A 12,955-nucleotide genomic window follows, 5' to 3' on the forward strand; every position below is an offset into this window, starting at 1 on the left:
GCAAGAAAACGGGAGTTTGGGTTAATCGTTGTTAGCCGAGGCGCCAGTGCCGCACGTTTTGGTGTCCTTGGCCGGATCGCAGATGCGGGCGCGGCCTGCGGAACTGATACGGACCCGCCGCTCATGTGCTCCAGATCGGATTGTCAGCGTGCCGTAGAGCTGGCTGCCGTTGCGCTGTCGCGAGTATCCCACAGGTGCAAAAGAGAGGGTGTCGACATCCTGCTGTGACGCCGTGAACGCAAATTCGACGGGCGGCATCACAGGCGGCGACACGCGCATCAAGATATCTTGGGTGCCGGGTTCAAGGGGCGTCGCCTGCGTTTGCGGCGAGGGCGTCATATACATCGCCCATCCCGACGACCAGCCTTGCCCAGCGTTGGACGGGCCGAGGTGGACCCACGCACGCTGATCGCGCGACATGGTCTGCGCCAGCGAGATCGCGCTGACAAAGCGGTCGGCCAGAACGACGACGGTCTCGCGTTGCCACCAATTCAACGCTGCGGGCGCGGCGAACACCGCAAGGATCGATATCACGCTCAGGACGACGACGAGCTCAGTCAGCGTGAAGCCGGCCCGCAGACGAGACGCGTTCATGGCCAGCATGCGGGCGATGCCGGTTGGCGCGTATTGCCGATCTGCGTGAACCGTTCGCCGGTGTTGCGCAGGATAAGCGCGCCGCAGTCGGTGCCCGCGTGCACCGGCTGGGCGACGACTTCAATGCAATGTGCGGCAGCACGCCCATCGCACGGGCCAGCAAGCAAGTGATAGCCGGAGATGTATTCCGGAATGTTGGCCGGTGAGGAGCTATTGCCTGTGTGCGCATACTGGCGTTCCAATTCCACCATGGTTGAGACCAGCGCCGCATGCGCCGCAGTCCGCCGCGCGCGCTCATGGTGTCTCGACCAGGTTTGTATGGCGGCGCCGGTCAACAACGCAGCGATAACCAATGCGATCGTAAGCTCGACAAGCGTGAATGCGGCATAGCGATACTTCATCGTAGGCCCTCCTCGATCAGCTCACGCCAGTTCAGGCGGCCGAGCATGAAGGTTTGCGAATGGGGGGCGGTTGCGTCGTGCTGGTCGCTTGTGGTGTAGACGCGTTGTGTCACCGTGCCACTGGGTCGAATGGTGGGCAGTGCAGCTTCGGTGGTGGTCTGAGGCGTGGATGTATGGCGCGGCACTCGGGGGCGGAAGACTGTTTGCAGCACGACACTGACCGCGGGGTCGGCGCCAAATCCTGCTGCCGTGATGCGATACAACCAAAGCGGTGGCGTGTCATCGCTATGCCGAGTTTGGCCGTGCCATCGATCGGGAATCGGCTCAATGACGTACCGCGCAGTGCGGCCAGCAGTGCGCAGGGTGCCTGGGAGGCGTGCGTCGATCTCTACGGCGAGGGTGGTTGCATCGAGCAGTCGCGCCAACATCCAGAGCGACTGGTCGGGTTGCGGCTGACATAGCCCGAGCGAGACGTCGCTGCCGCACGCTCCCATGAGGAAGCCTCGTCGCGAACCCGGTTCCAGGGCGGCGATACGTTCCCGGGGCAAGGCCGCCATACATTCGAGGTTCGTGGGCGTTTCGGTGGCGACGGACAGTTCGCACTCCGCCGCATTCAGCGCCATTTCGGCGCCGTATTTGGCCAAGGCACGATCGGCCGTGAGAGACGTGCGGTGTCGTTGATCCAACACCAGATGGAAGGTCGCCGTGGTCAGTAGGCCGAGCAACACCACCGCAGGCATCACGACCATCATCGAGAAACCACGCGCTTTGGCGCTAACGCTCAACATACGTCCACATCGCAGGCGAGTGGATTGCGCAAGCGTACCGTTGCCGTGAAAACGGCACGACGGCGTTGGGGTTCGGTTGGCGTGAAGTGCAAGTCCTGTGCGTCGGCGCCTTCAACTCGCTTGAGGTCGGGAAATAGCGCGAGTGTGGACGTGGCCTTGTTGGCTGACCTGGGCGTGTTGTATTCGCCGCGAACGACCAGCGCGATGTGCACGGCTTGAACCTGGCGCCATTGCTCGGTAGTGAGCGACCGCGCGGACAGTGTCGTGCTCGAGGTGCCGCCGGGGGAGCGAACCACATACAGAAGCTGCATTGTTTCGACGCCGCGGACCATGCTATTAGATGTCCAACGGCCCCCCACAGTCTGACCGGCTTGATGCCTTCGCGAGCGGCACATGAGCTGCGGTTCTTGATCCGTCGATCGGGCGAGATAAAGCAGCATGTATCCCGCGCGCTGGTCGTCGCCGCCGTTTTGAACCGGCTCAGCGACCCCGTAGCCGGAGCAATCGATGATGCTGTCGTCAGCTCGCTGCGGGTTGGCATGCATGCTGCGGCCAGCAAAGCGGACCAGCACGGCATCGCTGTTTCGGATGCCACTGCCGTTGCAGCCAAGGACTTCCGTTTCGGGAGGGGTGCAACTGTCCGCACCTTGAATCGATAGCGTCGCCTTCGCGTCTGGCCATCGGCGCTCTGGCGATGCTGCTGGCGTATCGGTTGCCCACCCTGCATGCTGCAGTGCCATTGTCAGCAATTCCAGCGCTTGCGTGCCGCGGCTTTCGATCAGGGCATCGTCGGCAACGCGCTGATAGCTTGCACGGGCCAGGAGTGTCAGTTGCAGCGCGATGCCAAGCACGATCAGCCCGACCAGCGTGCCGATCAGCAACTCCGCAAGCGTCGCGCCCCGCCGAGCATGAGAGAGCCGGCACATGTCAGTGCACGTTTGCGGATTCGGCCCGGTTGTTTTGCGTTCGGACGTTGGTCGATAGCTGTCGCAGGCTTTGGCTGGTGATCTCCATCCGTTCAAGTGCGGTCAAGGTGCCCGCCGCACATAGGGACAATACGGCAAGTGCGACAAGGGATTCGAGCAAGATGGCGCCGTGTTGGCGCTTGACGTGATGGCAGGCAGGCATGAGTCGACGGACACTTCGAAAGTCGCTCAAGTTAGTGTGAATTTGGCCGTATAACTGTCATATCTGGTCAATACCCTCCCCGGGAGTCGGGCGCGCGGCGTCCATGTTGCGACGGATCGTTGGTTTTTCACCAACACTGGCTTTCCCGAATCTCGCGGTTGAAGGAGGGGGTTGTTGACACTTTTTGACTAATTCCCCACTATTCCGGGGATGCAATCTGCCTGGGCTTTTTTGTCGCGCAGATGATCACGTTCACGGGGGTCGGACGTGAGCCATCGTAGAAGAACTCAAATTAGTTCCAAATTGGCAGCGCGCGAACTCGATTGCGTCGTGACTGCCGCATAAAACAATAGTCGGGGGTTCGAGTCATGCTTAACGGGATCTCGCCCATTGGGCGATGTGGGTTTCTAGCCAGTCGTTTTTTGCACTGATATGGCGGCAGCGGTCCGCAATCACCTTACCGCGCATCAACTTCAATCGTCACGCAACCGTTGGTCTGGGTACCAGGGAGAATGGCGTGGCGAAGCTGTCGGCGTTCGCGCCGACAAAGTGTCGTGTCACAGCCAAATTGATACAGATATGTCGCACCCGAATGGGCGAAGCGGCGTGCGGGGGCGCGCCGATTGCATTCGCTCGAAACGCATTCAGGGCGTCTCGCTGGTTGAGTTGATGGTGACGTTGGCGATCGTGGCGGTTCTGGCGGTAATAGCGACACCATCGTATGTCGGGCTTACACAGCGGACGCGGTTGCAGGCCGAAGCCAATTCTTTGGTCAACGATCTGCAATTTGCTCGTAGTGAGGCGATCAAGCGCGGACAGCCGGTTAGTCTTTGTCCATCGTCCAACGGTACCGCATGCAATACGACCAACACGAGTAATTGGGAAGCCGGCTGGATCGTCTTCAATGACATCAATGGCTCGGGTACGACAGATTCCACCAGCGATGTACCGCTGCGCGTGCGTGGCCCCCTTCCGAGCGGCGATACGTTCAGGCCCAGTCCCGCGGCTTCTGCGGTGACGTATAACCGCGATGGGTTCGCGACCAATTTGATCAATGGCACCGTCACGATGACGTTACATACCGCGGCGCCAGTCAATGACAGTGCAACGCGGTGCGTTGCGATCAACATGGTCGGCCGGCAAATCGTACAGACGAAGGGGACCGGCGCATGCAACTGATTATGCGGCGCCGTGCTGCGGCTGGATTCTCGCTGATCGAGGCGCTGATCACCATGGTGGTGGTTGGCGTGGGTCTGCTGGGTTTGGCAAAAATTCAGGCGGCAGCAGTGGGCAATACGCAGATCTCGCGCATACGTTCGCTGGTTGCGCTGCAGACCGAAAGCCTAGCAGCCGCCATGCACGGAAATAGCGCTTTCTGGGCTGCGGGAGGCACAGCTCCCGCAACGTTTAGCGTGACGGGCACGACTATCACAGACAGCTCGAATGTGTTGAATCAGACACTGACCGCCGGCGCGTGCCTTTCTGGGAAGTCCTGTACGCCGGCTCAATTGGCTGCATACGATGTTCAGCAATGGGCCAGCACGATGAACGCGAACTTCCCGGGCTATTCCGCTACCGTCAATTGCACAACGGCAACGGGTGTGCCGGTGAGCTGCAACATCACGGTGAGCTGGAATGAAAAGTACGTCGCGATCAACAGCACAACGTCAGCGTCCGGGGTGGTCACGGCGTCCACCCAGAGCTTTACGGTTTACGTCCAGCCATGAGCGCCAATTCGATGACGCACCGGATGCAATCGGCACGCAGCCAAGGCGGTACGAGCCTAGTCGAGATACTGATCGCTATGGTGATTGCGCTGTTCATCATGACTGGCGTGGTCGTTGTATTCGTGAACATGCAGAAGAGCTTCACGAGCCAGGATCAGCTTGCGCAGTTGCAAGACAATGAGCGACTGGCGCTGACCATCTTGACCAATGTTGTACAGCAGGCGGGGTATTTCCCCAACCCGACAGTCAACACGGCCCTATCGGCATTCCCGGCGAATGGCTCGCTGGCTGCCGGCCAGGTGATTTCCGGTACTTCGGGTGCCACCGCAGGTACGGATACGGTAACAACTCGGTTTGCGACTGCCAGTGGGGACGGCACCATGAACTGTCTGGGCCAGACAAACACGACCGGCGCTCAGCAGGTCTACATCAACACATTGTCTGTCAATGCCAATAACGAACTGCAATGCGCGATGACGCTTATCTCCAGCGGTGTAACTACCACGGTACCGCTGGTGAGTGGCGTCACCAGATTGAGCGTGCTGTATGGCACTGATACCAACAGCAACGGCTATGACGACTCTTATCTGACCGCCGCGCAGGTGGCGGCGTCGGGTTATTGGTCGCAAGTCCATACCGTTCAGGTCACGCTCACCTTTACGACACAGTTTGGTAACCAAGTTGGGCAGGCGCAGAGCACAACGTGGGTGCAGAACATCGGCCTGAAGAATCAGTCATGAGCATCACCATGCGTTTTTCCAAGCTGCCAAATCGCGCTGACCGTGGGTACACCCTCGTTGTTGGATTGCTTCTGCTGGTTGTTCTCACGCTGTTTGCTATTGGCATGTTCCGTAGCTTTGGCTTGCAAGAGAAGATTGCGGCCAACACGCGAGATAAGCAGCGTGCGCTTGAGGCTGCACAGAGCGCCCTTCAGTACGGCGAATGGTGGCTGGGGCAGGGCAACGGCTCGCCCGGCATCGCGTGCTCAGGTGTAAACAATGGCAACACGCTCGCAAATATGCGGGTGTGCAACACCGCTCTGGCGACCCCCTCTACTTTGCCGTGGGGCGTTGGGTCAACCTATCTGCCGCCTTCCATGACGGCGAACGGCGGTGGGGGCATGGCCGGTGCGAGCTCTCCAGCGGGGGATATCAACTACGCAGGTGTCCCAGGCTTATACATCAACTACATGGGTATGAGCCCGAACGGGCTTGCTCAGCTTTTCCAAGTCACCGCCTATGGTTTTGGCGGTGATGCAACGACAGCAGCAGTGGTGCAGAGCACCTATCGCATTAGTTCTGGCGCCAAAGATCTGGGGCAACAGTGATGAAAACAATTCAACGGGTGGGTTTGCTGGCAACCGCTGCGCTACTGCCAGGTGTTGCCAGGGCGCAGTTGGTGATCAGCGACACGCTGACGGGTGCCTCGTCTTCATATAACTGGAAGGCCCTCAATGGTGCTTGCCTGACCGCGGGCAATGGCAGCGGCACAATTCCGGCGTGTTCGGGGCTCAGCTACTACAGTGGTACGACCCTGGTGGGGGGCGTCACTGGTACGCTTCCCGATGCGGTGGGCTCGGGGGCTCTGCGTCTGACCAATGGTGATACAACCACGGGTAGCAACGGCAATAACCAGACGGGCGCTGTCGTTTCCAACTTCACCTTCCCGACCAATCAGGGCATACAGGTAACGTTCACGACGGTGACGTACGGTGGTAATGCCTATAAGAATGCCGCTGGCCAAGCGTCCGGCGCTGACGGCATCAGTTTCTTCTTGGCCGACGGAAAGTACCCGGCTACGGTCGGGGCGCTGGGGGGCAGTCTGGGTTACAGCTGTTCTAACGGCAACCCTACGTACGATGGCGTGCAGGGTGGTTATATCGGCCTCGGTATCGATGAGTTCGGAAACTTCTCGAACGCCGGCGACAACACCAGCTCCGGAGCCAGCGGTGGCGCAATTCCCGGTCGCATTAGCTTGCGCGGTGCGGGCAACACCAACTGGGCGAACTTGTCCACTAAGTACGCGAAGTATTATCCGTCGGCCTTGAGCACGACGCAGATGAACGCTGTGCAGAGCACGTGTGCAGCAGGCTATCTATACAACTTTAGCGGTACGGGGCAGCAGGACGCGAACGGTTACTACATCGACGACGGCAGCCAGACGACCGAGCAGATTCCATATAACTACAACTATCTTGGCGGCGATACGTTAAGTAGTACCGTCAAGCTCTATAGCCAGGAAGCTGCTGGAAAGAATTCGGCAGGTGGCAGCAAGGCGGTTCGGGGGAACGCGACCCCCATCACCTACGCACTTAGTATCACACAAGACGGTCTGCTGAGCCTCTCATATAGCGTGAATGGCGGCACAGCGCAGCCTGTGATCACAAACCAAAGTATCACCGCGTCGAACGGGCCGCTGCCTGCGTCATTCCGCTTTGGTTTCTCAGCCGGTACCGGCGGTGGCAGCAACGTGCACGAAATCACCTGCTTCAAGGCGGCTCCGGTGGGGCAAGCCAACAGTTCAGCAGGTACCAACGTGCAGCAGTCGGCTCGCGTGGAAGCCGGGACGCAGGTGTATCTCGCCTACTATCATCCGACCAACTGGTGGGGGGAGTTGACCGCGCAGAACCTGGTGATGGACCCGACCACGGGCATTGTCTCCATCGCAACCAATGCCAACTGGAATGCCAGTTGCACCTTGACCGGCGGGGCATGCCCGGCCATCAGTTCTACGTCCACTGTGACAGCGCAAGCCCCTTCAGCGCGAAGCATTTTGACGTGGAATGGCACCAGCGGCATTCCGTTCCAGTGGTCGAACCTCACATCAGCGCAGAAGAATGTTTTGGACAGTAGTTCCGCGAGCAGCACCAGCAGCCCGCGTCAACTCTATCTGCGTGGAGATCGCAGCAAAGAGGTCGCCAGTGGCGGCGCCTTCCGCACCCGTACTGGCGTGATGGGCGACATCATGAACTCCAGCCCGACCTGGGTCGGAGCGCCATCGGCACCGTATACCGGACCTTGGGTGGATTCTCTTTATTCCTCGGCAACTCCGTCCGAGCCTGCCGGTAGCTATGCCCTCTTCAAGACCAATAATGCACAGCGGGCGAACGTTGTGTACGTTGGCGCAAATGACGGCATGCTGCATGGTTTCCGTGCAGGTGGTTACGATGCCAATGGCAATTTCACTACGGCGACGACGCCGAACGACGGGAAGGAAGTTCTTGCCTACATGCCGGCAGCGGCCCTGAACACCATCTACAACACCAACGGCAAACTGGATTTCAGCTCCCCTTCGTATGCGCACAATCTGTATGTGGATGCGACTCCCGGGACAGGCGAGCTCTACTACAAAAATGCCTGGCATACGTGGCTGGTCGGTGGGCTGGGTGGTGGTGGCAACGCCTCCGGCGCGATTGCGGACAACACGAGCGTAGGCACGGGCGCTCTTTATGCCCTCGATATCACTAATCCCGCCAACTTCAGTGAGGGCAACGCCAGCTCGCTAGTTATCGGCGAATGGTCGTCCGCCAATCTCAAGTGCACCAACGTCGCCGGTTGTGCCAGCTATCTTGGTAACACCTACGGTACCCCAGTGATCCGCCGTCTTCACAATGGCAATTGGGCGGTGCTATTCGGAAATGGACTGAATAGCTCAAGCGGTGGTGCAGGTCTGTACATCATGCTGGTGGCAAGCGATGGAACCACATCCTTCTACTACCTCGACACGGGCTACGGCCCGAGCAAGGATCCTCTGAAAGCCAACAATAAGAACGGTATCGCCTATGTAACGCCAGCGGATCTTGATGGCGATCACATTACCGACTATGTGTACGCAGGCGATGCGTTCGGCAACGTCTGGCGTTTCGATCTGACGTCGCAGAATCCAGCATCCTGGAGCGTTTCCAGCGCGCCAATGTTCTCAACGCCGGCTGGTCAACCGATCACCAGCAAGGTGGCGGTTGCAGCCATCCCGGGTAGCGGCACAGGAGCGCCGCGTGTGCTCGTCAGCTTCGGCACCGGTCAGGCGTTCCCCGTAACGCAGACCAGCGCAGCCGCCTATTCCAGCAACACTGCACAGTCCCTGTATGGTGTCTGGGACTGGAACATGAACGCTTGGAACGCGATCGCACCGGCGGCTGCGGTCTATGCAACCCTGACCGGCCCGCAGACGGTGACTGCGTCGACCCTGCAGACGCAGAGCATTACCAACACGTCCGTCAGTTCGGGCACGATGCCGTCCTACCGGACTGTGAGCAACAACAAGGTGTGTTGGGTGGGTTCGACAGCGTGTGGCACTAGCAGTACTGCCAATACCCAGTTCGGCTGGAAGCTCGCGCTGCCCAGCACCACCACGGGCTCTGGTTCGAGTGCGGTTACCAACTATGAACAGGTGGTCTATAACCCAACGCTCGCCTATGGCATGTTCATTGTCAACACGACGGTGCCTGGCACGCAACAGGTTTTGTCCTGTACCTCGACGCCTGCGTCTGGCTACACCATGGCCATCTCTGTCGCATCGGGTGGGGCGGGCACCGCGTCGTTCTTCGGTGACAACAACAATAACTTCCCGACACTCAACGGCGGCATTGTCAGCGGTATCGGTTTGAGTGGTACCGGCACACCGTCTATCGTGACCGCCAACAAGCTGCCGTATCTGGTGCAGCAGACAGTGAACGGCACGGGTACGGTCAACCAGATCAACCCGAGCGCCGCCGGTGTTGGCTCGCGCATGACTTGGACCAAGCTGCGCTGATCATGAGTCGAAATACAACTTCTACCCTGTCACGTGGCGAAAGCGGTTTCTCGTTGATGGAGCTGATGATCACGGTAGCGATCATCGCCATCCTGGCCCGCATCGCCTATCCGTCGTACCAGCAATACATCCTCAAATCGCACCGGGCAGATGCGAAGACCGCACTGCTGGATTTGGCAGTGCGCCAAGAGCGGTTTTTTACACTGCAGAATAACTATGCAGCGTCGCCCGCTTCGCTGGGCTATGCGGCGGCGAGCTTTCCGTTCGCCATTCAGTCTGGCACGCAGTCGTACTATCAGCTGAATGTTGCGGTAACGGGCACGGCCGGCGCGAGTGGTGCTGCAGCGCCTGGCTATTCCGCTTCCGCTGTGCCGGTCAGTCCGCAGACGGCCGATGCATGTGGGACATACACCATCAACCAACTCGGCGTACAAAGCAACGCAAACATGGCTGCGGGTACCACGTCAGCGCAGTGTTGGTAACAGGAAACAAGAAAGGGCCCGTCGGGGCCCTTTTTCATTTCCGCACATTCGTCGCCGCAACCTCATCCAGCACGTCCCGAAACTCAGCCAGATCCTCAAAACTCCGATACACCGACGCAAACCGGATGTACCCGATCTTGTCCAGCCGCTTGAGTTCGCGCATCACCAGCTCGCCCACGCGATCGCTGCCGATTTCCTTCTCGCCGTGGCTGAGGAGTTTTTCTTCGATGCGGGCGATGGCCTCGTCGATGGCCTCGGCGGAAACGGGGCGCTTGCGCAGCGCCAGGCGCATGGAATCCTTGACCTTGTTGCGGTCGTAGTCGACACGGCTGCCGTTCTTTTTGACGACGGCGGGGAAGAACAGCTCGATGCGTTCGTAGGTGGTGAAGCGGCGGTCGCAGGATTCGCAACGACGGCGGCGGCGCACGGTGTCGCCTTCTTCCGACATGCGGGTATCAATGACCTGGGTGGCCGCGTGGCCGCAAAAGGGGCATTTCATGCCGGTGGTCTCCTCGGCAACCTCAAAGAACGCACTGCGCTAAAAGAACAACGCCGCGATGGCCCCTCATTCAATTCGGGGCGCATCGCGGCAGGGTACTACGTGGCCGGAAGATCCGGCCATCGGCGGATGCCTCAGCCGTAGACCGGGAACTGCTTGGTCAGCTCAGCCACCTTGGCGCGCACGGCGGCGATGTTGGCCTCGTCGTGCGGGTTGTCCAGCACATCGGCGATCAGGTGGGCGACCTTCACGGCCTCGGCTTCCTTGAAGCCACGCGTGGTCATGGCGGGCGAACCCAGGCGCACGCCCGACGTCACGAACGGCTTTTCCGGGTCATTCGGAATGGCGTTCTTGTTGACCGTGATGTGTGCATCACCCAGTACCTTTTCGGCTTCCTTGCCGGTGATCTTCTTGGCGCGCAGGTCGACCAGCATCACGTGGCTTTCGGTGCGGCCGGAGACGATACGCAGGCCGCGGGCCATCAGCGTTTCGGCCATGGCTGCCGCGTTCTTCACCACCTGTTGCTGGTAAGCCTTGAACTCGGGCGACAGTGCTTCCTTGAACGCCACCGCCTTGCCAGCAATCACGTGCATCAGCGGGCCGCCCTGGATACCCGGGAAGATCGCCGAGTTGATGGCCTTCTCGTGTTCGGCCTTCATCAGGATCACGCCGCCGCGCGGGCCGCGCAGGCTCTTGTGCGTGGTGGTCGTTACAAAGTCAGCGTGCGGCACCGGGTTCGGGTACACACCGGCGGCGATCAGGCCGGCGTAGTGGGCCATGTCCACCATAAAGTACGCACCAATCGACTTGGCGATCTTGCCGATGCGCTCGAAATCGATGCGCAGCGCAAATGCCGATGCGCCGGCGATGATCAGCTTCGGCTTCTTCTCTTGTGCCAGGGCTTCCAGCGCGTCGTAATCGATGTCTTCCTGAGCGTTCAGGCCGTAGCTGACCACGTTGAACCACTTGCCGCTCATGTTGAGCGCCATGCCGTGCGTCAGATGGCCGCCTTCAGCCAGGCTCATGCCCATGATCGTGTCACCCGGCTTGAGCACGGCGAAGAACACGCCCTGGTTGGCCTGCGAGCCCGAGTTCGGCTGCACGTTAGCGGCTTCGGCCCCAAAGAGCTGCTTCACGCGGTCGATGGCGAGCTGTTCCACCACGTCCACGTATTCGCAACCGCCGTAGTAACGCTTGCCGGGGTAGCCCTCGGCGTACTTGTTGGTCAGTTGCGAGCCCTGCGCGGCCATCACGGCCGGGGACGTGTAGTTCTCGGAGGCAATCAACTCGATGTGGTCTTCCTGACGCTGATTTTCCTTCTGGATGGCGGCAAAGATTTCGGGATCGATCTGGTCGATCGTATAGCGGCTGCGTTCGAACATGGCGAGTGTCTGGTCTGAAACGAAACGGAAATGGCAGAGATCGGGCGAGGCGTGGGGAAACATGCGCGCGGCTTGAACGACTGCGCTCGGCGTTGGCCGATTGCAGAGGTGTCCGAGTCACCCTGTGCTTCCCATTCGCTGCCCAGGCGAGCGGCAGGCGCCGTTGTGCATGACGCCAGAAACCTTGCGCTTCCTCGTGGTCGCTGCCCACATGTCGAAGCCGCTCAAAGCAGCTTCAGGATTCGCCAGTCGCGCAAGGTGGAATGGTTGTTCGCGAGTGTACGACAGCCCCATGGCCGCCGCAAGAAGCGGGCGTGCAGACACGCACATTGCGGTGCAATAGGGCACAAGGCTTCAGGTAAACTCTGACCTTTCGCATTTTCAGGTCCGGAGACACTTCCATGATCGTATTCGTGACCGGCGCAACGGCCGGGTTCGGCGCTGCCATCGCGCGGCGTTTCGTGCGAGAAGGCCATCGTGTGATCGCGGCAGGCCGCCGCCAGGACCGCCTCGACGCGCTCAAGGCCGAATTGGGCGACGCCGTGCTGCCGTTCGTGCTGGACGTGCTGGATGCCGACGCCGTTGCGGCCTTGCCGGGCTCCCTGCCCGAGGGTTGGCGCGAAGTCGATGTCCTGGTGAACAACGCCGGCCTGGCACTGGGCCTGGAACCCGCCCAGCGTGCCGACCTGACCGATTGGGACCGCATGATCGGCACCAACTGCTCCGGGCTCGTGCATATGACGCGTGCGCTACTTCCCGCCATGGTGGAGCGCAATCGTGGTCACATCATCAACATTGGCTCGATCGCGGGGACATATCCGTATCCGGGCGGCAACGTGTATGGCGCCACCAAGGCGTTCGTCCGCCAGTTTTCGTTGAACTTGCGGGCAGACCTGACCGGCACGCGCGTACGCGTATCGAACGTCGAGCCAGGGCTGTGCTCCGGCACGGAGTTTTCCAACGTGCGTTTCAAGGGCGACGATGCCCGTGTGGAGAAGGTTTACGAAGGCACGGAAGCCCTCACCGCCGACGACATCGCCGAAGCGGTCTACTGGATGGCGGCGCTGCCGGCGCACTTCAATGTCAACGCGATGGAGCTGATGCCCGTTTGCCAGTCATTCTCGGCCACCAGCGTGACGCGAGGCATGGCCTGAATTCGAGCGCAAGCCCTCGGCCAGTCGGTGGATGTCTGGCCGTCATTT

At 60.2% G+C, this 12,955-nt stretch carries 14 protein-coding genes and 1 riboswitch; of the genes, 7 read left to right on the top strand and 7 right to left on the bottom strand.

Going from position 1 to position 12,955, the window contains the following annotated elements; genetic code table 11:
- Positions 1-21: 21 nt before the first annotated feature.
- Genes AAHM38_RS18665 through AAHM38_RS18685 form a run of 5 tightly spaced genes read right to left on the bottom strand, consistent with a single transcriptional unit; the run spans position 22 to position 2,911 of the window.
- Positions 22-603, bottom strand: a complete 582-nt coding sequence (locus tag AAHM38_RS18665) for a GspH/FimT family pseudopilin (RefSeq protein WP_080517509.1) — start codon at positions 601-603, stop codon at positions 22-24.
- Complete coding sequence (locus tag AAHM38_RS18670; protein WP_009238855.1) at positions 591-995, bottom strand: type IV pilin protein; 405 nt, start codon at positions 993-995, stop codon at positions 591-593. Before AAHM38_RS18670 ends, AAHM38_RS18665 begins: the two co-directional genes overlap by 13 nt.
- The gene (locus AAHM38_RS18675; protein ID WP_009238854.1) at positions 992-1,747 is read right to left on the bottom strand and encodes a pilus assembly PilX family protein; all 756 of its coding nucleotides are present in this window, start codon (positions 1,745-1,747) and stop codon (positions 992-994) included. Before AAHM38_RS18675 ends, AAHM38_RS18670 begins: the two co-directional genes overlap by 4 nt.
- Before the next feature lie 29 nt (positions 1,748-1,776).
- Positions 1,777-2,709 (bottom strand): PilW family protein, encoded by a 933-nt coding sequence (locus AAHM38_RS18680; RefSeq protein WP_009238853.1) that lies wholly within the window; start codon positions 2,707-2,709, stop codon positions 1,777-1,779.
- Between the two features lies 1 nt (position 2,710).
- A complete protein-coding gene (locus tag AAHM38_RS18685) occupies positions 2,711-2,911 on the bottom strand; it encodes a type IV pilus modification PilV family protein (protein WP_080517510.1) in 201 nt (66 codons plus the stop codon).
- Between the two features lie 579 nt (positions 2,912-3,490).
- On the opposite strand from AAHM38_RS18685, the gene AAHM38_RS18690 reads away from it, so the two are divergent.
- Genes AAHM38_RS18690 through AAHM38_RS18715 form a run of 6 tightly spaced genes read left to right on the top strand, consistent with a single transcriptional unit; the run spans position 3,491 to position 9,872 of the window.
- Positions 3,491-4,090 carry a GspH/FimT family pseudopilin gene (locus AAHM38_RS18690; RefSeq protein ID WP_108912248.1) on the top strand — a complete coding sequence of 200 codons (600 nt, stop codon included), beginning with the start codon at positions 3,491-3,493 and terminating at the stop codon, positions 4,088-4,090.
- Positions 4,081-4,638, top strand: coding sequence for a type IV pilus modification protein PilV (pilV, locus tag AAHM38_RS18695; protein ID WP_009238850.1), 558 nt, complete (start codon positions 4,081-4,083; stop codon positions 4,636-4,638). Before AAHM38_RS18690 ends, pilV begins: the two co-directional genes overlap by 10 nt.
- Positions 4,635-5,378: a PilW family protein gene (locus tag AAHM38_RS18700; protein ID WP_009238849.1), complete on the top strand. Its 744-nt coding sequence runs from the start codon at positions 4,635-4,637 to the stop codon at positions 5,376-5,378. The genes pilV and AAHM38_RS18700 overlap by 4 nt, the downstream gene beginning before the upstream one ends.
- Positions 5,375-5,965 (top strand): pilus assembly PilX family protein, encoded by a 591-nt coding sequence (locus AAHM38_RS18705; protein WP_009277301.1) that lies wholly within the window; start codon positions 5,375-5,377, stop codon positions 5,963-5,965. The genes AAHM38_RS18700 and AAHM38_RS18705 overlap by 4 nt, the downstream gene beginning before the upstream one ends.
- Complete coding sequence (locus tag AAHM38_RS18710) at positions 5,965-9,390, top strand: pilus assembly protein (RefSeq protein ID WP_009238847.1); 3,426 nt, start codon at positions 5,965-5,967, stop codon at positions 9,388-9,390. Before AAHM38_RS18705 ends, AAHM38_RS18710 begins: the two co-directional genes overlap by 1 nt.
- On the top strand, positions 9,372-9,872 hold the full coding sequence (locus AAHM38_RS18715; protein ID WP_425328657.1) for a type IV pilin protein: 501 nt from the start codon (positions 9,372-9,374) through the stop codon (positions 9,870-9,872). Before AAHM38_RS18710 ends, AAHM38_RS18715 begins: the two co-directional genes overlap by 19 nt.
- Positions 9,873-9,906: 34 nt before the next feature.
- On the opposite strand, the gene nrdR is transcribed toward AAHM38_RS18715, so the two are convergent.
- Together nrdR and glyA are read right to left on the bottom strand one after the other, a co-directional pair.
- Entirely contained in the window at positions 9,907-10,371 is a 465-nt protein-coding gene (gene nrdR, locus AAHM38_RS18720) for a transcriptional regulator NrdR (RefSeq protein ID WP_004629525.1), read from the bottom strand.
- Between the two features lie 134 nt (positions 10,372-10,505).
- Positions 10,506-11,753: a serine hydroxymethyltransferase gene (gene glyA / locus AAHM38_RS18725; RefSeq protein WP_037027468.1), complete on the bottom strand. Its 1,248-nt coding sequence runs from the start codon at positions 11,751-11,753 to the stop codon at positions 10,506-10,508.
- 133 nt (positions 11,754-11,886) lie between these two features.
- Positions 11,887-12,016: riboswitch (ZMP/ZTP riboswitch) on the bottom strand.
- Between the two features lie 138 nt (positions 12,017-12,154).
- On the opposite strand from glyA, the gene ydfG reads away from it, so the two are divergent.
- The gene (gene ydfG / locus AAHM38_RS18730; protein ID WP_012761460.1) at positions 12,155-12,907 is read left to right on the top strand and encodes a bifunctional NADP-dependent 3-hydroxy acid dehydrogenase/3-hydroxypropionate dehydrogenase YdfG; all 753 of its coding nucleotides are present in this window, start codon (positions 12,155-12,157) and stop codon (positions 12,905-12,907) included.
- The last annotated feature ends 48 nt before the right edge of the window (positions 12,908-12,955 follow it).

The organism is Ralstonia sp. OTU4908, from assembly GCF_038440115.1.
Lineage (GTDB): Bacteria > Pseudomonadota > Gammaproteobacteria > Burkholderiales > Burkholderiaceae > Ralstonia > Ralstonia pickettii.